Raw genomic sequence first — 25,827 nt, forward strand, 5'->3', positions numbered from 1 at the left:
TTCTTATATTACATAAATTCAGCAACAAGTTCATCAAACATTTTCTGATCCATATTTAAATCAGCTTGCACTAAAGGCTTCTCACTATAGCCTTTTACAAGTTCTTGATATGAAGGTTGCGCTGTATTTTGATATATTAAACCTGTTACTAATCCGTTATTTTCCATTAACGTTTGCATAGCCATCATGCGATTAGACGGATCATATCCCTCTACTGTACTTAGTTTTGTTAAATTCTCTTTAAACCAATCGTAAGTATTTACTTTATTGTAAGTAACACATGGACTGTATACGTTAATTAATGAAAATCCTTTATGGTTAATACCAGCTTCAATAATTTGTGTTAATTCTTTTAAATCACTTGAAAAGCTTTGCGCCACAAATGTCGCACCAGCTGTTAAAGCCATTTCCATAACATTTAGTGACGGTTCAATTGAACCTTGTGGTGTGCTTTTCGTTTTAAATCCAGCTTCACTGCGCGGTGAAGTTTGCCCTTTTGTTAATCCGTAAATTTGGTTATCCATTACGATATACGTAATGTCGATGTTACGACGAATAGAATGGATTGTATGTCCCATACCAATCGCAAATCCATCACCGTCACCACCTGATGCGATAACTGTTAAATCACGATTTGCCATTTTCACACCTTGTGCAATTGGAAGGGCACGACCATGAATACTATGCACACCATATGAATTAATATAACCTGAAATACGACCTGAACAGCCGATACCGGAGATAACAGCAAGTTCATCTGGATTTAAACCAACGTTAGCTGCCGCACGTTGAATTGCAGCTTGCACCGAGAAGTCTCCGCAACCTGGGCACCAGTTTGGTTTTACGCTGTTACGAAAGTCCTTAAATGTTGCCATTTAATACAACCCCTTTTTTGCATTCGTTGTAAATCTCTTTCGGCAAGAATGGGTTCCCATCATATTTTAAAAGACTAGAAATTTTCTCACCGTTACCAAGATTCATTTTCATAATGTTAGCAAGCTGACCTGTTGCGTTGTTTTCTACCACTACAACACGCTTCGCATTTTTCACAAGTGGATCGATTTCAGCTGTTGGGAACGGGTGAATTAAACGTACATGAGCATGGTTTACTTTCATACCCTCTTGTTCTAAGCGCTCCATTGCCTCTTCGATTGCACCACGAGTTGAGTTAAACCCAACAAGCAATACGTCCGCTTCTTCATGCTTAACATTTTTATAGACAGGGGTGTTAAACTTCAAGTTCTCCATTTTACGGAAACGTTTGTCCATTTGATTTTTACGGTTTATTGCTGATTCAGATGGTTTACCAGTTTCATCATGTTCTACACCTGTAACATGGTGAACACCATTTTTCATACCAGGTAAAACACGTGGTGAAACGCCATCTTCTGTTACTTCATAACGCTTGAAGTATGCTTTATTTTCACGTTCTGGTAATTCCGCTTCTAAATCAAGCTTACCGCGACGGATTTCCACTTTATCTAACGTAAGCGGTTCTACCGTTTGTTTTCCTAAAGAAAGCTGTAAATCTGTTAAGAAAATAACAGGAACTTGATATTCTTCAGCTAGGTTAAATGCTTCTACAATATCATAGAAAGCTTCTTCAACTGTACTTGGCGCCATTACGATTTTTGGAATCTCACCGTGCGTACCGTAAATCATCGCCATTAAATCAGACTGCTCTTGTTTCGTTGGTAATCCTGTACTTGGACCACCACGTTGTGTATCAACAATTACTAATGGTGTTTCTGTAATACCTGCTAAACCAATCGCTTCCATCATTAAAGATAGACCCGGACCAGCAGATGCAGTTAATGTACGAACACCAGCATAATTTGCACCGATTGCCATTGTACAAGCTGCGATTTCATCCTCAGTTTGGATTACTGTCCCGCCAACTTTTGGCAATTTTTTAATTAAGTATTCCATAATTTCAGATGCAGGTGTAATTGGATATGCAGACATAAAGCGAGCACCACCAGCTACCGCACCAAATGCGATTGCATCGTTTCCAATCATAAACATGCGTTTCTTACCATCAGCTTTTTCAAGCTGCATCATGTTTACTTTCTCACCTAGCAATTCTTTCATATATTGAGAGCCGCGCTTAATTGCGTCCATATTCTTTTGAACAACTTGCTCTCCTTTACGACCAAAGATTTCTTCAACAACATCTAAATAAGCTGTTTCATCTAATCCTAATACCGCACTTGATGCCCCAACAGCAACCATGTTTTTCATTAATGATGTGCCTAATTCTGAAGCAATATCTGTAAACGGTATCACATATAGATTTACATCTGTATTATCAGGTATTGTTGGATTAAACTTCGCATCCGCAACTACAATTCCACCTGGACGTAGTTCGTGGAAGTTAAAATCAATTGTTTCTTGATCAAAAGCAATTAGAATATCTAAATCATCTGAGATCGCGCGTACTTCTGTTGTACTTACGCGAATTTTATTATTTGTATGGCCGCCTTTAATACGTGATGAGAAGTGGCGGTAACCGTATAGGTAATAACCTAATCGGTTTAATGCAATACAGAAGATTTCTCCTGTACTTTCAATTCCTTCACCTTGTTGGCCTCCAACTTTCCATGAAAGTTGACTAATCATCTCCTACACCCCTTTTGGCTGCATTCATTGTAGTGTATTTTTTTACAGTAATAGTTTAGCATTTTTTATACAAATAAACTACAACGGACGCAAATTATGCCTCTTCTGATTTCCCTGAATCTTTAGTATAAAGCTATTTTGTTTTTCATTCTAGTATTAGGTCTTAAAAAAAGCAATAATATCAAATGAATTAATTCTAATTTTTCTGGATTTTTAAAACAAAAATCTTAAAAGCTTATATGTTCAACAAAATTATCATATAAAAATCGCTCTACAGTAGATGCAGCATAGTGTTTACAAAGCTCATTAATTACATTTTCATATTCTCCATACGCTGATACATTTACAACTGTTTCTAATATCCCATCAAAATCCGAACCAAATCCTATATTGTTCTCTCCACCTAATGAACAAATATATTCGATATGTTTTACTATATCTGCTATATTCGCTTGTTTTTCACTTGTTAGAAACTGTGGTACGAAAGTAACACCGATCATGCTATTTCGCTTTATAAGAGCTCTAAGTTGTTCATCGTTTAAATTACGTGGGTGCTGACAAAGTTTCGTACAATTTGAATGGGAGGCAATAGGATTTTTTGCAATTTCTATCACATCCCAAAAGCTTCTTTCATTCAGATGCGACACATCAGTCCATACATGTAACGTATTAAGTTCTTGTACAACATGTTTACCAAAGGTCGTTAAACCCGCCCCACGCGTCTCTAGCGCACCATCAGCTAATAAATTGGCATAATTCCATGTTAGTCCAAAAGAACGTACTCCTAGACGATAAAACAACCGTAATTTCATTGCATCTTTTCCAATTGCTTCGCATCCTTCTAGTGTTAATATCGCTCCAACCTCGTCCTGTTTTAACATGTTAATATCATCTTTTGTCTGAATAAACTTTACACCCGGTAATGATAAAATTTCATTATAAAAAATATCTACCATTTGTAATGCCACTTCAAATCGTTTTTCATATAGCACCGTTTCTGGCACATATATAGCAAAACATTGTATACTTCCTTTTCTTTTCTTTAACTGTTCAAATGTAATATGTAATTGCGGATCGTTTTTAAAATCCTTTTTCCCCTGTGCACTCCATAACTGAAAGAGTACATCACAATGAGCATCAAAAATTTTCATTTCCATTCCTCCATTATAAAAACAACCTGTTTGCATACTGCAAACAGGTTGTTTAAACTTAACGAGGTTCTACAATTAATTTTATTGCTGTACGCTCTTCCCCATCAATCATAATATCTGTGAACGCTGGGATACAAATCAGGTCCAAACCACTAGGCGCTACAAATCCTCTTGCAATTGCTACTGCCTTTACCGCTTGGTTCAATGCACCTGCACCAATGGCTTGAATTTCTGCTGTTCCGCGTTCGCGAATAACACCTGCAAGTGCACCAGCTACAGAATTAGGGACCGACGTTGCTTTAACTTTTAATATTTCCATTCCGCGTTTCCTCCTCGTTTCTATAAAAAGTATTAGCAATTATTTCACTTTAACTTATATTCACGAGGAATGACGCGTATTCCTGCTAAATTTCTGTAATTTTTCTAAAAAATTAAAAAATAATAACTTTTCTAAATCTTATCCAGAAATTACTCAAAAAATGGCTGATCATCATTAATTAAGATACGCTGGATTTTCTTAGCTTTTCCTGTATTAGGATCCACATCAACTAGCACTGCACTTAATTGTGTTCTACCACTTGTCACTTCAAATCGTACTGGTAAGTTTGTTAAAAACTTCTTTAATACTGCTTCTCGATCCATACCTAAAATCCCATCGTAAGGCCCTGTCATACCAACATCTGTGATATATGCGGTTCCGCTTGGTAAAATACGATTATCTGCTGTAGGAACATGTGTATGTGTACCCACTACAGCTGTAGCACGACCATCTACATACCAACCTAACGCTTGTTTTTCACTTGTAGTTTCCGCATGAAAATCAATAAAGATAATATTCGTACGTTTTTTTGCAATGTTAATTAATTCGTCCACTTTACGGAATGGACAATCAATTGGAGGAAGGAATGTACGTCCTTGTAAGTTAATAACTGCAACTTCTGTTCCATTGCAGTTCACAAAGATAAGTCCTTTTCCTGGAGTTCCTTCTGGGAAGTTAGCTGGTCTTGCAAGATATTTTGCGTCATCAATAAATTCAAATACTTCACGGTTATCCCAAGCGTGGTTTCCAAGTGTAACCGCTTGTGCCCCGCATTCTAAAAAGTTTCGATATATTTTTTCCGTAATTCCACGTCCACCTGCTGCATTTTCTCCATTAATAATGGTTACTGTAGGTGTATATTTCTTCTTTAATGCCGGTACGTATTGTTGAATCATACCTCTACCAGGAGATCCTACTACATCTCCAACAAATAATATTCTCATATGTCTTACCCTTCCTATGTACTACATTTTTTATTACTATAGCTTCAAGTGATTTCCTTACAATATATTTATTATAAGTTTGTTTCACTTGTATACTAATTCCCTTTATTTTAACCAATTCCAACACAAAAAAATAAAGTGGTGTTTCACCACTTTATTTTGCGTATTCCACTGCACGTGTTTCACGAATAACAGTTACTTTAATATGTCCTGGGTAATCCAGTTCATTCTCAATACGTTTTCGAATATCACGAGCTAAACGATGAGCTTCTAAATCATCAATTGTATCTGGTTTTACCAGAATACGAACTTCTCGTCCTGCTTGAATTGCGAAAGATTTTTCTACGCCTTCATAAGACTCTGAAATCTCTTCCAACTTTTCAAGACGACGAATATAATTCTCAAGTGTTTCACTACGAGCTCCAGGTCTTGCAGCTGATAATGCATCTGCTGCTGCAACTAAAACTGCAATGATAGAAGTTGGTTCTGTGTCCCCATGGTGAGATGCAATACTGTTTATAACTACAGGATGCTCTTTATACTTCGTTGCGAGTTCGACACCAATTTCAACGTGGCTACCTTCTACTTCATGATCAATTGCTTTACCGATATCATGTAATAGACCAGCACGTCTTGCTAGTTTTTCATCCTCACCAAGCTCCGCTGCCATAAGTCCAGTTAAATATGCAACTTCCATAGAGTGTTTTAAGACGTTTTGTCCGTAACTTGTACGGTATTTTAAACGACCTAAAATCTTAATTAAATCTGGATGTAATCCGTGAACACCCACTTCAAACGTTGTTTGCTCTCCGACTTCGCGAATATACTCGTCCACTTCACGTCTTGATTTTTCGACCATCTCTTCAATACGCGCTGGGTGAATACGTCCGTCCTGTACTAGTTTATCAAGAGCGATACGAGCTGTTTCACGACGAATTGGGTCGAATCCAGAAAGGATAACCGCTTCTGGTGTATCATCGATAATTAGGTCAATACCTGTTAACGTTTCTAACGTACGAATATTTCGACCTTCACGTCCGATAATACGTCCCTTCATTTCGTCATTTGGAAGATTTACAACCGAAACGGTTGTTTCAGCAACATGATCAGCTGCACATCTTTGCATTGCAAGAGATAAAATCTCTTTCGCCTTCTTATCCGCTTCTTCTTTCGCACGAACTTCACTTTCTTTTACCATTACGGCAATTTCATGAGAAACTTCACTTTCTACTTTACCAAGAATAATTGCTTTCGCTTGTTCGCGTGTCAGATTGGAAATGCGCTCTAATTCTGTTTGTTGCTTTTGAACTAACTCTCCCACTTTGCTTTCCAACTCTTCAATCTGTTGTTGTCTCGCTACAAGAGAATCCTCTTTCTTTTCTAACTGTTGCTCGCGTTTATCGAGCGTTTCGTCTTTACGATCAAGGTTCTCTTCTTTTTGCATTAAACGATTTTCTTGTTTTTGTAATTCGCTTCTACGGTCACGAATTTCTAATTCAGCTTCTGTACGAAGTGTATGAATTTCATCCTTTGCTTCTAAAAGCGCTTCTTTCTTAAGTGCTTCAGCCTCACGATTCGCTTCGTCTAGAATACGTTTCGCTTCGTTAGCTGCACCATTAATCTTCGCTTCAGCAATAGACTTTCGAACAAAAAAGCCAACAACTGCACCGACTGTTGCAAGCAAAATGGAGATGAGTATCCAAACTGTACTACTCATGATTTCACCTCCCCTTGCTATGAATGAAAAAAGACTGTCGGCATGTACATTGAATACCAACATACAGCAAAGACCGTCGTCCCGCTTTTTTAAGGGACTTTCTTCATTTCACAATTAAAATGTCATATTATTATTTCGGCAAGATTTAAGTCTTACTCCGAATATTACTTCTCTTCTTGAGAAGAGTGTTTCGTATATAAGAAAAAATATACATTCTCATTGTATCTATCGCAATTTTCATTGTCAAGCGTTGTCTACTTTTACTTTCTTTACCTTCAGCTCTAATTCATATATGAATTTAAAAAGAAGACAGCATATTATCCTGGAAAACCTTAGTAAATTCCAGTTTATGCATACAAAACATGCATATATCCCTCTTTATACATAGCCTTTTAGGCAGATTAATTATTTTATCTCCAACGATATACAACGCTTTCATAATGATTAAAAAATAAAAGACACGGAACCGTGTCTTTTATTTTTTAATCTTGAAGATTTGAATCTTCCGTGTCTTCAGCACCAGAGTCTTCACCAATTCCGTGATGGTCACGAACAAAGAAGGCAATTTCCTCTCTTAAATCCGTATTCTCTTTTAAGAATTGCTTCGAATTTTCACGACCTTGACCTAAACGCTCTTCATTATAAGAGTACCAAGCACCACTCTTTTGAACGATATCAAGTTCAGAAGCCATATCTAAGATTTCACCTTCTCTTGAAATACCTTCTCCGTACATAATATCAACTTCAGCAACACGGAATGGTGGTGCCACTTTATTTTTAACTACTTTTACTTTTGTTTTATTACCAACGATGTCGTTACCTTGCTTTAATTGCTCCGCACGACGCACTTCAAGACGAACTGTTGAATAGAATTTCAACGCACGACCACCTGGAGTTGTTTCTGGCACTATCTATAGATTTTCCATCTCTATAGTCCGGACTATCTCTTCATCTCTTTACAGAGAGCCTTGCACTTCCAGCAGTAGCCTATCATCTGCCGTACCCTACTCAGTTAACTAAAAGTCCTTTTCGGTAGTCTCTACACCTTCCCCATATAAATATGAAGCTTGGCACGGTATTACCCTAAATAATGGTGGGCTTCACCGTTAGCAACTATATAAATAGTTACACCCTTAGGCAATAAGGTTCACAAGGTTTTTTAACATGCTATCACTAGCAAGGGAAACCCATGGTAAACTCCTTAATCTTTTGTGCGACTTTTTCTTTATTTACTAACTCTTCTTCATGTATAACAAGATATTTATAGCAGCTCTCTTCCATAAATAAAAGTTTTCTTTTATCTCGTTCTTTTATTTTTTTGAGTGAGTGTGCCCATTTCCCATGGACATCTAAACAATATTTTCTACCTAAGTAGAAATCAATAGACCACTTATCGATTCTTTTTTGCTTAATGAACGCCAGATCTAAGCTTAATAATATCTGTTCAACCTGTTGTTCCAGTAAAGTATCATAATTTTTCTTTCTGACCTTTACATTAAGCTCTTTTCTCCTTTTAGCAACACATGTATCGGATACGCCATACTTAACGGCAATTTCAACATGTGATAAATATGGATTTTTTAACTCTTGTTCAACTTCTGCGGTTTTAGGTAAATAAATCTTCCTATGTCTGGTTCTTTTAATTCCGAGTAACTTTAATATTTCACCTACTCGCCTTTCATCAAGATTAATTTCTTTACCTATATCTTTTAATTTTCTCTCCGCATGTGTCGCGATAAAATCCACTTGCCATTGTTCTATGTTTCGATAAGTTCTATTTCCAATTGTCACTGCCACCTTAATCTCTCCTTATAAGAAATCCCTTATAAAGACTTAAATGAAGAAGACAAATAAAGATTCAAGTACTACGCTCTGATTAAGCAACTTGTGGTTGATTTCCGAACATAACCCCAACTTTTTCACGAATTTGGTTAATAAAGATTGCGATTGTTTTTGATTTATTGATTGCACCTGACAGCTTACGAAGTGCTTGAGACATTAAACGAGCTTGTAGACCTACGTGTGAGTCACCCATGTCTCCTTCAATCTCAGCTTTCGGTACAAGAGCTGCTACAGAGTCAATTACGATAATATCAACCGCGCCACTTCGTACAAGTGCTTCTGCGATTTCTAGTCCTTGCTCCCCTGTATCAGGTTGTGATAATAGTAATTCATCTATGTTAACGCCTAATTTTTGTGCATATACAGGATCCATTGCATGCTCCGCATCAATAAACGCTGCTTGTCCACCTTGACGCTGTACTTCAGCGATTGCGTGTAATGAAACTGTTGTTTTACCTGAACTTTCTGGTCCATAAATTTCGATAATACGGCCACGTGGGTATCCGCCTACCCCTAGTGCTACATCAAGTGCTAAAGAACCACTTGAAATTGTAGAAATTCTACGCTCCGCTTGTTCTCCTAATTTCATAATTGAACCTTTACCGAATTGCTTCTCTATTTGTTTTAACGCCATATCTAACGCCGCTTGACGATCACTCATTCAAAATTCCTCCTTAACTGAATTGCTAATCTTATTATACCTATTTTCAATTCAATTTGCCAACAAAAATCGAACATTTATTCGATTTTTTTATTTTCCATTAAATAAAACTGAGTTTAACCATAAAAAAAGCTAGAAGAAACTTATATCTCTTCTAGCTTTTTATATAAATGATAAAATCCATATTTCACCGAACGTTCCCTAATTTGTTGACGACTTCCACTTAAATTAAGAGGAAAGACTACAGTTGGTTCATCCTTCATCGCCAATCCAACGAATACTGTTCCCGGCTCTTTATGTTCTGAAGCATCCGGTCCTGCTACCCCAGTGAAACTAATTCCGATATCCGCTTTTAATAAGCCCTTAACATTTTCAGCAAGATAACGAGCACATTCTTTACTAACTGCACCATCAGTAGACAACACTTCCCCAGGTACATGTAAAACATGTTGCTTCACATCATTATGATAACAAATGACACCGCCTTTAAATACTGAAGACACACCAGCACTTTCTGTTACTTGATTGCCGAAGAGACCACCGGTTAAACTTTCTGCACACGCTAAAGTTAATCCTTTTTTCTTCAATAACTCTATCGCCTTATCATGCAGAAACTCTTGATCATACCCGTAGAAAAATTCTCCTACTCTTTCTAAAATCAAATCTTCCATATGCTGAATGAGTTTCGCCGCTTCATCAGCATTTTGATGTTTGGCAGTTAAACGTAGTGTCACTTCTCCATCATTCGCAAGGGGGGCGATTGTCGGGTTCGTTTGTCCATCAATTAAATCTTGAACTTTCACTTCTAATTGTGATTCCCCAATCCCGAAAAAGCGAAGCACACGAGAATAAATGTTTTCTCCTGTTGTAAAGTTACGTAAAAAAGGCTCTACATAACTTATATACATCGGCTTCATCTCTTTCGGTGGTCCTGGTAATAAAATATAAACTTTCTCGTTCTTATTTAGCCCCATACCAGGTGCCATGCCGTGATCATTCGCAAATACAGTTGCTCCATTCAAAACGAGCGCTTGCTTTTTATTATTCTCTGTGAACTCGCGACCTGTACGCTTAAAGTACTCGCTTATCGATGCTAATGCCTTTTCATCATACACAAGCTCTTCACCCAAACTAGAAGATATCGTTTCTTTCGTCAAATCATCTTTTGTCGGGCCTAATCCACCTGTGAAAATAAGTATATCAGCACGTTCTTCTGCAACTTCAATCGCCTGCTGTAATCGCTTGTTATTATCTCCAACTACAGTATGGTAGTACACATTAATTCCGATTGAAGCTAACTTTTCAGATAAAAACTGGGCATTTGTATTTGCAATTTGTCCAAGTAATAATTCAGTTCCAACCGCAATAATTTCAGCATTCATCCTAATTCCCCCATAAACTTCTATTTTGAGTTTACAAAAGCAGCTCTATTTTTCCAGAAATAATCCCACCCTGAAATAACAGTAAAGATTAATGCAATCCATATGAAAATATCAGCAACTGGGATATGGATTAAATTTAAAGGTACATCGTGTAATAAATACGCCGCAATTGCAATAATTTGTGTCCACGTCTTAATTTTCCCTAACTGATTTGCTGCCACTACTTCTCCTGTTCCAGCAAGTACAAGGCGTAAACCAGTTACTGCAAACTCACGGCTGATAATCACAATAACGATCCAAGCAGGTACGTATTGCATCTCAACTAATGTAATAAGTGCTGCTGAAACAAGTAATTTATCAGCTAACGGGTCAAGAAACTTCCCTAAATTCGTTACAAGATTATACTTTCTTGCGTAATGTCCATCAATCCAATCTGTAGCCGAAGCAACAATAAAGATAAGTGCTCCCACTAAATGTTGAATTGGCAAATCAACATCACCAATTGTGTATGAACCCCAATCAAAGGGCGCTAACATAATTACCATAAAAATTGGAATTAAGAAGATTCTAGATATTGTAATTTTATTTGGTAAATTCACAGCTATTCCTCCATCGTATCAAAAACATTTGTTCATTGAAAAAAGTCATCGAAGCGATGACTGTTATTGTGCAGGTTGCTCTATCCCTTGGTTTTTTATCACCAATCTTTGGTGAAGTTCTTTTTCTGGATCCAATGGGAAAGCGACCACTTGGCCATTCAGTTTAACTTCAACATTCGTTGCATTTCCAATATTAAGTCGCACTTCTTTTACTGTTGATACATCATGTTTTTCTATTTGGCCCTCTTGTACTGTAGTGTTTAAAATTACTTTACCAGTATCATCTTTAACATCTACATAACTCGCACCTTTACCCGATATTTCCAGTTCTAATGTTTTATTATTATGAATTTCCAAAGTAGATACTTTACCAGCTGTTCCAACTACTTTCACTTCTTCTTTTCCAGTTGGTTGTGCTGGTTGTTCCTCTTTCTTTGGCTCTTCTTTCTTTGGTTCCTCTTTTTTCGGCTCTTCCGCTTTCACTTCATCTTTCTTCGTATCTAACGGAGAGTTTTCCGCTTTTTTAACTTCAATTTTCTCACTTTGAGCATTCGGAACTTTCTCATCACCTTTTCCAGTTAACGCTTGGAAAACAAACCAAATCACCACTCCAAATGCAATTACTAATAGCGCAACTAAAACTTTCGGCATATGATCTGCAATTGGCCATGATGAAGATTTTTGCATTGTTTCTTGTGTTTTTTGTCCTGTTGATACTTGTGGAACGTCGCGTTTTTCAGATTGTGGTATCGTACTCTGATATTCTACAAGCAGTTCCTCTCCATTTAACCCAACCGCATCTGCGTATTGTTTAATGAATGCACGCGCATAAAAAGCTCCTGGCAATACATCATAATTGCCTTCCTCAATCGCTACTAAATGGCGTTTTTGAATTTTTGTAATCTCATGCAGCTGATCCATAGACAAGCCCTTCGTTCCTCTTGCTTCTTTCAGCTTTTGTCCTAATTCTGTCACTACTAACACCTCAATATTTCTTTAAAAGTCAAACATAGAGAAATTATTTTGCGTACCTTGCTCAATTTCATCTACTAAATTATATTGAATTTCTTCATCATAATCGTTACGCAACTCGATAATATAATCAAAATCATCCAATGTGTATTCTGACTGACTCACAAATACGTCAGGATGTTCCACAACTTTCGTTGCAGGTAATCTCATAATTTCACGAACAAGCTGCCAATGCCTTTCGTTAGCACGCTTTGTTGACACGATTCCATCTAAGATAAAAATATTGTCGTCGCTATACTCATCTTCAATCAATTGACTACGAACAGTTTGCTTAATAAGAGTAGATGATACAAATAACCATCTTTTATTTGCACAAACACTTGCGGCAACTATGGATTCTGTTTTTCCGACACGAGGCATTCCTCGTATCCCGATTAGTTTATGACCTTCTTTTTTCATTATTTCAGCCATAAAGTCTACAAGTAACCCTAATTCATCACGTACAAATCGAAATGTCTTCTTATCATCTGCATCTCGTTGTATGTACCTACCATGTCTAACCGCTAGCTTATCTCTTAGCTTTGGCGGACGATATTTCGTTACCGTTATGTTATCCATCGTATTTAAAATTGATTCAAGTCTAGAGATTTGCTCTTGATTATCACACATAAGGAGTAATCCACGGCGTGCATTATCTACACCATTAATTGTGACAATATTAATGCCGAGCATACCGATTAACGAAGAAACGTCACCAAGCAAGCCAGGTCGGTTTTTATGTATTTCATATTCAAAATACCATTCAATCATCCAAGATCACTCCCCTTGCTTACTTTACACCTACGTACTATATTATATGATTTCACCTTAATAGGGAAGCTAAATGTATAATCTATCCCGCGTTATTATTATACAAAAAAAATAGAGAGGAGATTCTCCTCTCTATTTTTTACTTATGCTGTACAAACTTCACCATTAAGTTTGCGATTGTATGTTGCTCTTGTTCATCAGCGACTTTCCAAAGCTCAGACAATAATTTCTCTTGGTCGTTGCGCGCTTCTACTTCATTTGCTAAATAATCTCCAACACGAAATGCCATATCTGATACAGCACCACCATCAAGACCTTTTCCTGATGCCTGTTCTAAACGTTCTCCTAAAAAGCTCTTCCATTGATCAAAATTATCTAAAACTGACATATTTAAGCACCTCACTACTTAATAATAGAATCATGCTTAATTTGTACAGTTTTTTATTTTTTATGTAAGAGTTTTTTATTTTTTATGTAAGAATTTTTTAGCAATGCCAACCGCCATTCACTCCGATAATTTGTCCCGTTATGTAAGATGCACCTGGTGACACGAGAAATGACACTGTTTTCGCTACTTCTTCTGGTAATCCTAATCGTCCTAACGGAATCTCTTCAGCAATTTCATTCTTATCCTCTTCTGAAAATACGTTTAACATTTCCGTTTCAATTGCACCTGGTGCTACCGCGTTCACTCTTACTCCACTTAATGAAACTTCTTTTGCTAATGCTTTCACATATGAATTTTGTGCACCTTTTACCATCGAGTAAAGCACTTCACATGATGCACCAATTTGTCCCCATATAGACGAAACAAGTACAATATTACCGCTTCTCCGCTGAATCATTGATGGCAGTGCCATTGATAATAGTTTATAGATGCTCTTCACTTGAAGTTCTACCATATAATTTAATTCATCGTTCGTTACATCTGTTACGAGCCCAAAGATACTCTTCCCAGCTGCATATACGATAACATCAAGAGGATGTTCAATTTGTTTCCACAATTGCTCTGCTCCATCACTAGAAGCTAAATCCGCTTGAACAGGAATCACTTCCCCCCACTCTTTCTGTAGCTCATTCACTTGCCCTTCACCGTTATTATAATGAACATATACTGTATATCCGTCTTGAATTAATTGTTTTGAAATAGCAGAGCCAATCCCTCCGCTTCCTCCAGTTACTAATGCATACTTTTTCATATAATTCCTCTCTTATCTCAACAAAATCTTTTTCCTACAAATAAAGTGAAACTTTAATCAGTGGGTGGATGAACATCCCCCACTGATTATTAGTTGAACCAATCGGGCTTTTACGGGCAGTTGATCCCCCCACCTACTTCTGTGCTTTCACTGAATTTTTAAGTGGGGGTCTTACTGCCCGTTAATGCGGGGTAAATAATACCCTCATCTTACAATTTATCAATGATAAGATGAGGGTATTATTATGAAACCTTTTATTTTTTCGGTAAAACTTGACAAACACTCATTCTTTCTTCTGATAATAATAATTTGGCTACTTCTTGTAAATCTTGAACAGTTAGACTTTCTAATACAGTCAATGCCTCAAACAGACTAGATTCATTAAACGCATATCGTGTAAATTGATTTGCAATATATTCCGGCGAATTCAACGATCGTAAAAAGCCACCTATTTTCTTTTTCTTTACTCGTTCTAATGCCACCTCATCTAATTGATCATAATTTGTATTTAGTAAAATGCTTTTCAAACGCTCTTCCAACTCATCAGGTTGCTTCGTATCGCCGCCAACCATTGCAAAACCGAAGTTATTCTCTTCCGTATAATCATACGAGAACGAATCATCAATAAGACCTTCATTATATAAAGATTCGTAATGGACGGAGCTTTTCCCAAATAAATAATCTAAAAGTAACGTAAGCGCAATTTCTTGTTTTAAAAGGGCTTTCCCTTTTTCTTTTAAATTTGTCGCTTTAATACCAACTAAACATTTCGGTGTTTGTACAGGCATGGAAATAATTTTCTTCTTTTCATTTACCTCATCTGGTTCTTCCTCAAATGAACGTACAATTTCTGGCTGGTTTTTATAATCTTTTTTCGCTTGATTTTCACGTACTAAATCCATTGTTTTCTCTGGATCAATTGCCCCCACAACGAACAATAACATATTGCTCGGATGATAAAATGTTTCATAACATTCATATAATAAGTCTTTCGTAATTTTACTAATAGACTCGATTGTCCCTGCAATATCAATTTTAATTGGGTGCTTTACAAACAAGCTATCAATTAATCCAAAGTATAAGCGCCAATCTGGATTATCTTGATACATTTGAATTTCTTGCCCAATAATCCCCTTCTCTTTTTCAACTGTTTTTTCAGAGAAGTAAGGCTCTTGTACGAAGTTTAACAATGTATTTAAATTTTGTTCTACATTTGATGTACATGAAAACAGGTAAGCTGTTCTTGTGAAAGATGTGAAAGCATTTGCTGATGCTCCTTGCTTACTAAACAATTGGAAAGCATCGTGATCTTCTTTTTCAAATAATTTATGCTCAAGAAAATGAGCAATTCCATCAGGTACACGAACCATTTCTTCTTTACCTAGTGGCACGAATGTATTATCCACAGAACCATATTTTGTCGTAAACGTTGCAAATGTTTTATTAAATCCTTGCTTCGGTAAAATATATACATCTAATCCATTAGGAAGTTTTTCATAATAGAGTGTCTCTTTTAATTGCTCATAAACAATTTTCTCCATTTATTCTCCCTCCGTTCCATGTAAAAAGTAAATTGTATCTAGTTCAATATTTTTAGCAACTTTCACAATCTCTTCTTTCGTCACACTTTCAATACCTGAAAGCCATTCTTCAACCGGACGCGTACGGTCTGAAATAATACCATGATACAGCATTTCCACAAATCCGCGCGGTGTATCAATCGCCTCTAATATTTGATTTTGAATAACACTTTTCGTTTGATGCATCTCTTCTTCTGAAAAATCACCATTTTGCATCGCCAACATTTGTTCTTTAATAATTTCAACAGCTTTTTCATAATTTTTCGCTTCGATTCCTGACATGACAAACAATAAGCCTTTATGACTTTCAAAGCGGGACGCTGCATAGTACGCTAAACTATTTTTTTCACGAACATTAACGAATAACTTTGAATGAGAAAATCCTCCAAACAATCCATTGAACAATTGCAGCGCAAAATAATCTTCGTCTTTATACGTAATAAACGTACGATAACCGATGTGTAATTTACTTTGTTTTAATTCTTGTTTTTCAACAACTTCTTTTTCTTCATTATTTCTCTTATGAAGAAGTACATTTCTTTCTCTCACAGGACGCGCTGAAATAGAAAAATACTTACTTACAAGATCAACTGCGTTTTCTGAAATATCACCAATAATGTATAGATCCATTTCATCTTCCGCTAACACTTTTTGATAATATTGATACAAACTTTCATTTGTAATAGATGCAACACTCTCTTTTTTTCCATTTGCACTTAATCGATACGGTTCTACTTTGCACATTTCTTCAATTAAACGCTCGTTTGCATAGCGCATTTTATCATCGTACGTAGCTTCAATTCGTTGCAAGAGCGCTCTCTTTTCACTTTCTACGATAGAAGGTAGAAAACTATTCCCCTCTGTTGCTGGATGTAAAACTATATCCGATAACATAGAAAGTGCTTTTTCAAATAACGGTGGTGCATCATGTAAATACACTTCATTTGCAATGTCTACATAAATAGAGATGATATGGTCTTCTCCTTTTTTACTTACATCTACTGCCAAAGAAGATCCGTATAATTCTTCTAAATATTGACGAAGACGAATTACAGAAGGAAGCTTTTCTGTCGCACTTTGCAATACGTATGGCAATAGGGCACGCTCTGTCACCGTCTCCTCATTTAAAGGTGCTTTAAAACGAAATACAAAAGTATTTGTTTTATATTTATCAGTCGGAATAATATGTACTCGTAAACCACCTAACTCATGTAACTGTTGTTCCATTAGTTTCATTTATAGCCCTCCTTTACGTATATAGGAATATTCCTCTTCAATATACAGTTTTTAGAAATGAAAAATCAACTTTTCTTCCTCACTATACTTACATCAGGCTCTTTCTAAAAACTTTTATATGTAAGGAACATAGTAAAATTCCGTATTACATATATTCTATGTAAAAAAGCCCACACTAATGTGCGAGCTTTTTTATACTTATCGTTTTCCTTTTTCATACGGCGTTCCTAACGCTTTCGGAGCTTCAGAACGACCTACAAAACCAACAAGTGCTAATATTGTGAATACATATGGTAATATCGTTAATAAAACACTTGGGATTTGATCTAATACAGGAATTGTTCCACCTGTTACACTAAGAGATTGCGCAAAACCAAAGAATAGAGCTGCACCTAGTGCGCCTAGTGGATTCCACTTTCCAAAAATCATAGCAGCTAAAGCTAAGAAACCTTGTCCTGTAATCGTTGCCCCTGAGAAGTTATTAGAAATTGACATTGCAAAAATCGCTCCACCAATTCCAGCAAACACTCCTGATATACAGACTCCAATATAGCGCATTTTATATACGTTAATCCCCATCGTATCCGCTGCCATTGGGTGTTCACCAACAGCACGTAGACGAAGACCAAACGGTGTTTTATAAATAACATACCAAACAACGAATGCTAAAATAATGGCAATATACGACGTTATCGGTACGTTCGAGAAAAATATTTTCCCTAAAACCGGAATATCCGAAAGGCCTGGAATATCAATCTTTTCAATACGATACTGAATAAAGTCAGTCTGTCCTTTATCAAAAATCTTCTTAATTGCAAATACTGTTAAACCAAGAGATAAAAAGTTAATTGCTACACCACTCACAACTTGATCCGCTCGGAATGTAATAGAGGCTACCGCATGAAGTAATGCAAATAATCCACTACCAATTGCCGCAAATAATAACGCAATCCATGGAGTCATCGTTCCCCAAGTATCACCCATTAATAAATTTGTAACTACTCCAATAAATGCACCAAATAGCATTAGTCCTTCTAATCCGATATTTACAACACCCGATCGTTCACTAAATACACCACCTAATGCTGTGAAAATTATAGGTGCTGATGTATATAACGTACCCGTCACAAGAATGGCTAATATATCTAAAAAGCTCATTTATTTCCCCTCCTTGCTCATGCGTGTAAGCGCCCATCTTAACACATAACTACATGCAACAAAGAAGATGATACATGCAATAATTACATTAATAAGCTCTGATGGTACATCTGCCTCAAAGTTCATTTGAGGGGAAGCACTTTTCAAACCACCAAATAATAAAGCTGAAAGGATTATACCAAACGGATTATTCCCTCCAAGTAATGCTACAGCAATCCCGTCAAATCCTACTCCTGTAAACGAAGACATCGCTGTCATACTCTGGAATGTTCCTAATCCTTCCATCGCTCCACCAATCCCCGCAAATGCACCAGCAATTGTCATGGAGAATACTACATTACGAGAAACTTTCATACCTGCATATTGAGAAGCATGCTGATTAAATCCTACCGACTTTAATTCGTAACCTAAAGTTGTTCTATCTAATAAGAACCACATTAAAATAGCGATTAAAATCGCTACCATAATTCCCCAGTGTAGACGTGAACCATCAGTAATAGAAGCAAGCCAGTCTGAAGATAGTGACGCACTCTCTTTAATATCATACGTTTTGTCATTACCCGCATGTAAGAAACGCTTAATAATGTCATATGTTACATACAACGCAATATAGTTCATCATAATGGTTACAATAACTTCATTCACTTGAAACTTCCCTTTTAAATATCCCGGAATGAAGCCCCAAATTCCGCCTACCAATGCTGCAAATAAAATAGATAATGGAATATGAAGGAAAGCCGGTAGTGAGACTGCATAACCGAACCAAACCGCCGCAAGCCAACCAACTAACAATTGACCCTCTACCCCGATATTAAATAAACCTGTACGAAATGCAAACGCCACCGATAAACCAGCAAGAATAAGCGGTATCATTGTACGAAGCGTTTCACCAATGGCACTTGCGCTACCGAACATACCTGTCCAAAGTGCACTATAACCAACAATTGGGTCATAGCCACTAACTAGCATTACAATTGCTCCTACAAGTAAGCCGAAAATAACGGATAGTACTGGGACTAAAATATTTATCGTTCGCTCTGTTAAAAGTTTTTTAGCCATTTGTACCCACCTGCTCCTTCTTTGTTCCTCCAGCCATTAACAATCCAAGCTGTTGTTCATTCGTTTCTTTCGCATCAACTATTGCTACAATTTTCCCTTCATAAATAACAGCAACTCGATCGCTAACATTTAAGATTTCATCTAACTCTAGTGATAAAAGTAATACACCTTTTCCTTTATCCCTTTGCTCTATTAATCTCTTATGAATAAATTCAATTGCTCCTACATCTAAACCACGTGTTGGCTGTGCCGCGATTAATAAATCTGGATCACGGTCTACTTCACGTGCAATAATTGCTTTTTGCTGATTCCCCCCAGATAGAGCGCGTGCTAACGTTTGCTCACTAGGTGTACGTACATCAAACTGTTCAATAAGAGCCTTTGCTTTTTCTGTAATTTTGCTGAAATTTAAAATCCCTTTCTTTGAAAACGGATTTTTATAGTACGTTTGCAGAACTATATTATCTCTAACAGAAAAATCAAGAACGAGTCCGTGTTTATGACGATCTTCTGGAATATGACCAATTCCCTCTTCTGTTATTCTTCTAACAGGCCAATTTGTTATTTCTTTTCCTCTAATTGCAATAGAACCTGACTCAACTTTTCGTAAACCAGTAATTGCTTCTATTAATTCACTTTGTCCGTTTCCATCAATTCCTGCAATCCCAACAATTTCCCCCGCACGAACAGTTAAGTCAAGGCCTTTTACAGCAGGTAGTTGACGTGCATCGTGAACAACAAGATTTGCAATTGAAAGTACCTCTTCTTTTGGCTTCGCGTCTATTTTTTCTGTTTTAAAATTCACTTGACGTCCGACCATTAATTCTGCAAGTTTATTTTCATCCGTATTTGCAACGTCAACCGTTCCAATCCCTTTTCCTTTACGAATAATCGTACAACGATCGCAAACTTCCATAATTTCTTTCAACTTATGTGTAATAAGAACAATAGATTTTCCTTCTTGCACAAGCTTTTTCATAATTTGAATTAGCTCATGAATTTCTTGTGGTGTTAACACAGCTGTCGGTTCATCAAATATTAAAATTTCTGCACCGCGGTAAAGAGTTTTCAAAATCTCAACACGCTGTTGCATACCAACTGAAATATCCTGTATTTTCGCATATGGATCTACAGCTAAGCCGTATTGTTCAGACAGTTTTTGAATTTCTTTCGCAGCTTCCTCAACAGCAATTTTCCCTTTTTTCTTCGGTTCATTTCCGAGAATAATATTCTCTGTAACTGTAAAATTATGAACAAGCATAAAGTGCTGATGAACCATTCCAATACCAAGGTCATTTGCCACATTCGGATTGGTAATGTTTACAGACTTTCCTTTAATTTTAATTTCACCTTGTTCTGGTTGGTACAAACCAAATAGTACATTCATCAATGTGGATTTCCCTGCACCATTTTCTCCAAGTAAAGCATGTATCTCACCCTGCTTTACTTGCAGCGTAATATCATCATTCGCTACAATGCCTGGGAATACTTTCGTAATATTATTCATTTCAATTACGTATTCCATTGTGTTCCTCCTTTTAACAGGGAACATTCCCCTATTACACTATTAACTTATTAAGCAATTCGGAAGTTTTATACATACAAAGGTTAGTTCTATGAACTAACCTTTGCTATTTCTCTATTTATTTTTTTAGAGAAGCTTCATATTCTTTATACTCTTTATCTGTAGCCGGTACTTTAATTTCACCGTCTGTAATTTTCTTTTCAAATTCTTCTACTTTTGTTAAAATTTCAGGGTTAACTTTTTTCACGTTATCAGTTGTTTTTGAAATACCAATACCGTCATCTTTTAAGCCAAACGCTTCAATTTTTCCACCTTTTAACTTTCCATCTTTTGCTTCTTTAGCTACTTTTTCTACAGCTACATCAACGCGTTTTATCATTGAAGTTAATGTTACATTTTCAGGCATACCTTCTTGATGTTGGTCACGGTCAACACCGATTACCCAAACATTTTCACCTTTTTTCTTACGGTTTTTCGCTTCAGTGAACACACCGTTACCTGTACCACCAGCAGCATGATAAATTACATCTACACCTTGACCGTACATTGCTGAAGCAAGAACTGTACCTTTTTCAGGTTTATCAAATGCTTCTGCATATTCAGATACGATTTCAATGTTTGGATTTACTGCCTTTGCACCAGCTTTAAATCCATTTTCAAATTTACTAATTAAATCACTCTTCATTCCACCAACAAATCCTACTTTATTCGATTTTGTTGACATAGCTGCTACCGCACCTACAAGGAATGATCCTTCATGATCTTTAAATGTAATGCTTGTTACGTTCGGTGCATCTACAACCGTATCAACAATTGCGAATTGCTGTTTTGGAGATTCTTTTGCTACTTCTTTAATTGCACCTTCTAATTTATAACCAATTCCGAAAGATAAATCATACTTATCTTTTGAAAATTTCTTTAAGTTTGGAATATAATCTGCTTCTTTTTCAGACTGTAGGTAACGATAATTTGTCTTTTCTTTTAATCCATTATCTTTACCAAACTTTTTTAATCCTTCCCAAGAAGATTGGTTGAATGATTTGTCATCAACGCCCCCAACATCTGTAACCATACCAACCTTAAACTCTTTATCCCCTTTTTTGTCACTACTCGCTTTATCCGAGTTACCACATGCACCTAAAACCGCACTTGCTGCTAATGTTAATGATAATAAAAGACCTGTTTTTTTCTTCATACTAGAAACCCCTCCTGAAATGATTTGTCTATTTTTTTATACGCTGCTGTCCCTAACTTCTTGCTGTCACCTCCCTAAAATGGAACTTACCTACATACGTTTTCTTAATACGTGGAAGCTAAACTTATCAGCTCTAAAGTAATTAATAGAATATAAGATTGGCTCATCATTTTGATCATAGTGCATTTGTTTTAAAACTAGCAGTGCCGTTTCCGGTTCACATTCTAAAATCGGTGAAATTTTCGAATGATAGCCAATTGGCTCAATGTGAGCAACTGCGTATGTGATACGTTTGTGCGTATTGTTATGTATCACTGTAAGCAATGATTCTTCGTTGTATCCCGATAAATCCGGCAATATTTCTTTTGCAAGTTTATCGATACAATATACAACAGGTTCCCCATCTGCTGTACGTACACGTTCAATCATCACTGCATTAAAACCATCTTCACTATTAAACTTCTCTTTTTCTTCTTCTGTTAAACTTGTTGTAGATGATGATAAAAAGATAGTTCCTGGTGTTTTCCCCACACTTGAAATCATATCTGTAATACTAGAAAGTTGTTCAATCCCTGAAGAAAATAACGGCTTGGCATTTACAAATGTTCCTACACCATGTCTACGAATGACAACATTTTCTTCTTCTAAAATACGCAGCGCTTCCCTTAAAGTCGCTCTACTTACGCCAAGTTCTTTCGCTAAATCAAACTCTGATGGTAGCTTCTGTCTTTCTTTGTAAGCTCCATCTTTAATTTTTTCTTTGATGTGATCAATCACCCGTAAATATAGGTGACGACTATCGGATTTTACTGACATAAGACTCCCCCGCATTTCAATTATTCGACCTCTGATGTAAGACTTCTTTTCTCTTTTTTCAACTTACAACATAATAAAATCACTAAATACTAAAAATAAGCATAATTGTCGAATAAATATTAATAATTTTTTAAGATGAAATTTTCACTCTTTACTGCATAAAAAAAACTTTGCACCATAAACATTCCTCATTTCGAGAAAAAGTTCGGCACAAAGATCTCTTACATCCTTTGTTACACACTTTTCCCCTCATAGTCCAGCAATTCATGGTTGCCGGGTAGAAACTTATGGACCTTATCTCCAAGATTATATGAGGCAGTGATTCTTTTCGAAGTAATCTTACCACTTGCTCCCATACGTGTCAACAAAATTTAACATTTTTCTACATTAAATATCGAACATTTATTAAAAACATAATCAAAGTATTCGTATTCTAAAGAATCGCTTTAGATGTAAGCCCTTTCTTTATTGCTGAATATAGTATATAACAAAACTAGCATATAAAAAAGCCTAATTGTAAAAAACAATTAGGCTTTTTTTATGAACTTTTTTCTTGTACATCATTAATGAGCACTTCTCGTGGTTTACTACCTTCATACGGACCTACTACTCCATTCATTTCCATTGCATCAATTAAACGGGCAGCTCGCGTATAACCTACTCTAAACCTACGTTGCAACATAGAAACAGATGCTGTTTGCATTTCCACTACGAGCTGAACTGCTTCATCATATAATTCATCTTCTACTTCCTGCTTCGTATCAGGAACATCTTGTGGAATCATATCTTCTTGATATTGCGCTTTTTGCTGACCAATAACATACTCTACAACTCTCTCAACTTCATCATCGGATAAAAATGCACCTTGTACACGTACTGGCTTCGATGCACCAATTGGTATAAACAGCATATCTCCACGACCTAGCAGTTTCTCTGCACCACCACCGTCAAGAATTGTACGAGAGTCCGTTTGAGAAGATACAGCGAATGCAATACGTGATGGAATATTCGCTTTAATAACTCCCGTAATAACATCAACCGATGGACGCTGCGTCGCAATAATTAAATGAATACCAGCCGCACGAGCCATTTGTGCTAAACGCATAATCGCATCCTCTACATCTGATGAAGCAACCATCATTAAATCAGCTAACTCGTCCACTATTACTACAATATAAGGTAATTCCGGTTGTTTCGCTTCTGATTGACTATTATGTTCTTTAATATGATCATTATATCCTTCAATATTACGCGTGCCACTATGAGCAAATAACTCATAACGTCGTTCCATTTCACTTACGACTTTTTTCAAAGCTTGTGATGCTTTTTTCGGATCAGTTACAACTGGTGTTAATAAATGCGGAACACCGTTATATACATTTAACTCTACCATTTTCGGATCAATCATCATTAATTTTACTTCATGTGGTTTTGCACGCATTAAAATACTAACAATAATACCATTAATACATACACTTTTCCCGCTACCTGTCGCACCAGCTACTAGTAAATGGGGCATTTTATTTAAACGGGCTAATACAGCTTCACCTGTAATATCTCGTCCAAGACCAATTAACAACTTCTCTTCCGGATGATTATTAGCCTTAGAATCAAGAACTTCTCTAAGCGTTACCATAGATACTTCTGAGTTCGGAACTTCAATCCCTACAGCTGATTTCCCGGGAATAGGTGCTTCAATACGAATGTCTTTCGCAGCTAAAGCAAGTGCTAAATCATCACTTAAACTAACGATTTTGCTTACCTTTACTCCCATATCAGGATACACTTCATATTTTGTAACTGCAGGACCTCTATGTACTTTTGTTACTTTCGCTTTCACTCCAAAACTTTGGAATGTACGTTCTAATTTACGAGCATTCTCATAAATTTCTGCATTTTCATTTGTAACTTGCTTATTCTTAGGAAATTTCAATATATCAATTGCAGGAAGCTTATAATCTTTATTTTCTACATTTGAAAATTGCATTGGCGGGGCACTTGTTTCCGCCTCTAAAGATTCTACAATCTTTTCTCCACGCTTTTTCTTAGATTCTTCAACAGGCGGAGCCTCTTCAATAGACGGTGAAGTTATTAACTCTGCTTCCTGTTCTTCGCCAATTCGTTTATCCTCTTGTTCATTTACTGGATAATTCTCAGTGAAATTCGAAATAATGGGAGGATCAATTGAAATTTCTTCCATCGGCTCAACAATTTCTTCTTGTTCCACAACACGTTCGCGCCTCGTACTTCTTGTTGTTTTTTTCTTTTCTGTTTGTTCAGCTGCCCTTTTGGATCTCCAATCTTTATAATCCCCTTGCATTACTTCAAATTGACTTCTAAGGATTCTTCCTACAGGGGCAAGCACTTCCCCAATATGCTTATTTGTTATACAAAGTATGCCGAGAATAACTAAAATAATACCAATGATATAAGCTCCTACTTCGTCAAATAAGAAGTAACAAGTCGCGAACATAAGCGCACCAAACATGCCACCACCTAAATGAACGCTATCTGGACCCTTTTTCATTTCAAGAAAGAAGTTATCTTTCGTACTCACGATAACAGAAGTATTTTGCACTGCTCCATCTTTCGTAAGAAGGTTAAATAATGTAATATGACTAAACATTAATATCGCCAATACTATTAAATAAAAACCGATTAACCGTTTATTTAATAGGTTCGGCCATCCGCGTTTGATAACAAACGAAACCGATAAAGCTATTACACCTAACACACCAATTATGTACCACTCACCAAAGAAGAAGCGAAAAAATAACACAAACGATTTCCCTACAACGCCTAGCTGTAAAATCGTAATGATTGAAAGTGCAAAAAGAGTTAAACCGACGATTTCATAATACAAAGTTGGCTTTATCGTGCGTCTTGCTTTTGCCTTCGTCCCTCTTTGCTTTTGTTTTGCCATTTCTTCACCTCGTGTTCTACATGTAAGTAGAGCTTCCTTAAAAAAGCTCTACTTATATGTCTGTTTTCTCTATTTTTCAGGTCTTATATCTTCTATTTTTACACTTCTTGTAAATTGTTA

21 protein-coding genes, 2 pseudogenes and 1 riboswitch are annotated in these 25,827 nt (G+C 36.5%); all 23 genes and pseudogenes read right to left on the reverse strand.

The genetic code is table 11. The features are described from left to right. Window positions 1-8 precede the first annotated feature (8 nt). Window positions 9-875 carry a 2-oxoacid:ferredoxin oxidoreductase subunit beta gene (locus FS802_RS14360; protein WP_000190158.1) on the reverse strand — a complete coding sequence of 289 codons (867 nt, stop codon included), beginning with the start codon at window positions 873-875 and terminating at the stop codon, window positions 9-11. After that, complete coding sequence (locus tag FS802_RS14365; protein WP_000625416.1) at window positions 862-2,619, reverse strand: 2-oxoacid:acceptor oxidoreductase subunit alpha; 1,758 nt, start codon at window positions 2,617-2,619, stop codon at window positions 862-864. The genes FS802_RS14360 and FS802_RS14365 overlap by 14 nt, the downstream gene beginning before the upstream one ends. Before the next feature lie 227 nt (window positions 2,620-2,846). Then, window positions 2,847-3,770, reverse strand: coding sequence for a dipeptidase (locus tag FS802_RS14370; RefSeq protein WP_098653393.1), 924 nt, complete (start codon window positions 3,768-3,770; stop codon window positions 2,847-2,849). Between the two features lie 58 nt (window positions 3,771-3,828). Continuing rightward, a complete protein-coding gene (gene spoVS, locus FS802_RS14375) occupies window positions 3,829-4,089 on the reverse strand; it encodes a stage V sporulation protein SpoVS (RefSeq protein ID WP_000404341.1) in 261 nt (86 codons plus the stop codon). 149 nt (window positions 4,090-4,238) lie between these two features. Then, window positions 4,239-5,033, reverse strand: a complete 795-nt coding sequence (locus FS802_RS14380; RefSeq protein ID WP_001221093.1) for a TIGR00282 family metallophosphoesterase — start codon at window positions 5,031-5,033, stop codon at window positions 4,239-4,241. A gap of 154 nt (window positions 5,034-5,187) precedes the next feature. Next, a complete protein-coding gene (gene rny / locus FS802_RS14385; protein ID WP_000099774.1) occupies window positions 5,188-6,750 on the reverse strand; it encodes a ribonuclease Y in 1,563 nt (520 codons plus the stop codon). Between the two features lie 482 nt (window positions 6,751-7,232). Continuing rightward, window positions 7,233-7,655 (reverse strand): annotated as a pseudogene (locus FS802_RS14390) (recombinase RecA family protein); the annotation flags it as partial. Between the two features lie 268 nt (window positions 7,656-7,923). Beyond that, window positions 7,924-8,547 carry a PDDEXK family nuclease gene (locus FS802_RS14395; protein WP_000301530.1) on the reverse strand — a complete coding sequence of 208 codons (624 nt, stop codon included), beginning with the start codon at window positions 8,545-8,547 and terminating at the stop codon, window positions 7,924-7,926. A gap of 97 nt (window positions 8,548-8,644) precedes the next feature. Then, window positions 8,645-9,253, reverse strand: a pseudogene (recA, locus tag FS802_RS14400) (recombinase RecA); the annotation flags it as partial. A gap of 143 nt (window positions 9,254-9,396) precedes the next feature. Then, window positions 9,397-10,635 carry a competence/damage-inducible protein CinA gene (gene cinA / locus FS802_RS14405; RefSeq protein ID WP_098653392.1) on the reverse strand — a complete coding sequence of 413 codons (1,239 nt, stop codon included), beginning with the start codon at window positions 10,633-10,635 and terminating at the stop codon, window positions 9,397-9,399. A 20-nt stretch (window positions 10,636-10,655) separates the two neighbouring features. Further along, complete coding sequence (gene pgsA / locus FS802_RS14410; protein ID WP_001052975.1) at window positions 10,656-11,234, reverse strand: CDP-diacylglycerol--glycerol-3-phosphate 3-phosphatidyltransferase; 579 nt, start codon at window positions 11,232-11,234, stop codon at window positions 10,656-10,658. Window positions 11,235-11,297: 63 nt separating this feature from the next. Next, window positions 11,298-12,209: a helix-turn-helix domain-containing protein gene (locus tag FS802_RS14415; RefSeq protein WP_048563303.1), complete on the reverse strand. Its 912-nt coding sequence runs from the start codon at window positions 12,207-12,209 to the stop codon at window positions 11,298-11,300. 21 nt (window positions 12,210-12,230) lie between these two features. Beyond that, window positions 12,231-13,016 carry a DUF3388 domain-containing protein gene (locus FS802_RS14420; protein ID WP_000574107.1) on the reverse strand — a complete coding sequence of 262 codons (786 nt, stop codon included), beginning with the start codon at window positions 13,014-13,016 and terminating at the stop codon, window positions 12,231-12,233. Between the two features lie 139 nt (window positions 13,017-13,155). Continuing rightward, on the reverse strand, window positions 13,156-13,404 hold the full coding sequence (locus FS802_RS14425) for a DUF3243 domain-containing protein (RefSeq protein ID WP_000114455.1): 249 nt from the start codon (window positions 13,402-13,404) through the stop codon (window positions 13,156-13,158). 97 nt (window positions 13,405-13,501) lie between these two features. Beyond that, complete coding sequence (gene ymfI, locus FS802_RS14430; protein ID WP_000759595.1) at window positions 13,502-14,215, reverse strand: elongation factor P 5-aminopentanone reductase; 714 nt, start codon at window positions 14,213-14,215, stop codon at window positions 13,502-13,504. A gap of 254 nt (window positions 14,216-14,469) precedes the next feature. Next, window positions 14,470-15,756 (reverse strand): EF-P 5-aminopentanol modification-associated protein YfmH, encoded by a 1,287-nt coding sequence (yfmH, locus tag FS802_RS14435; RefSeq protein ID WP_000411958.1) that lies wholly within the window; start codon window positions 15,754-15,756, stop codon window positions 14,470-14,472. Next, window positions 15,757-17,031, reverse strand: a complete 1,275-nt coding sequence (gene yfmF, locus FS802_RS14440; protein WP_000772421.1) for an EF-P 5-aminopentanol modification-associated protein YfmF — start codon at window positions 17,029-17,031, stop codon at window positions 15,757-15,759. A gap of 198 nt (window positions 17,032-17,229) precedes the next feature. Beyond that, window positions 17,230-18,189, reverse strand: a complete 960-nt coding sequence (locus FS802_RS14445) for an ABC transporter permease (RefSeq protein ID WP_000008857.1) — start codon at window positions 18,187-18,189, stop codon at window positions 17,230-17,232. Continuing rightward, window positions 18,190-19,248, reverse strand: coding sequence for an ABC transporter permease (locus FS802_RS14450; protein WP_098653391.1), 1,059 nt, complete (start codon window positions 19,246-19,248; stop codon window positions 18,190-18,192). Beyond that, the gene (locus FS802_RS14455) at window positions 19,241-20,773 is read right to left on the reverse strand and encodes an ABC transporter ATP-binding protein (RefSeq protein WP_000456927.1); all 1,533 of its coding nucleotides are present in this window, start codon (window positions 20,771-20,773) and stop codon (window positions 19,241-19,243) included. Before FS802_RS14455 ends, FS802_RS14450 begins: the two co-directional genes overlap by 8 nt. Before the next feature lie 118 nt (window positions 20,774-20,891). Beyond that, window positions 20,892-21,968 carry a BMP family lipoprotein gene (locus tag FS802_RS14460; protein WP_000730596.1) on the reverse strand — a complete coding sequence of 359 codons (1,077 nt, stop codon included), beginning with the start codon at window positions 21,966-21,968 and terminating at the stop codon, window positions 20,892-20,894. A gap of 90 nt (window positions 21,969-22,058) precedes the next feature. Beyond that, window positions 22,059-22,784 (reverse strand): GntR family transcriptional regulator, encoded by a 726-nt coding sequence (locus FS802_RS14465; protein ID WP_000114178.1) that lies wholly within the window; start codon window positions 22,782-22,784, stop codon window positions 22,059-22,061. 232 nt (window positions 22,785-23,016) lie between these two features. Continuing rightward, window positions 23,017-23,118: riboswitch (purine riboswitch) on the reverse strand. A gap of 204 nt (window positions 23,119-23,322) precedes the next feature. Then, window positions 23,323-25,707, reverse strand: coding sequence for a DNA translocase FtsK (locus FS802_RS14475; protein WP_098653389.1), 2,385 nt, complete (start codon window positions 25,705-25,707; stop codon window positions 23,323-23,325). Window positions 25,708-25,827: the final 120 nt, after the last annotated feature.

It is taken from the genome of Bacillus sp. DE0042 (assembly GCF_007680225.1).
In the GTDB taxonomy this organism is placed as follows: domain Bacteria; phylum Bacillota; class Bacilli; order Bacillales; family Bacillaceae_G; genus Bacillus_A; species Bacillus_A wiedmannii.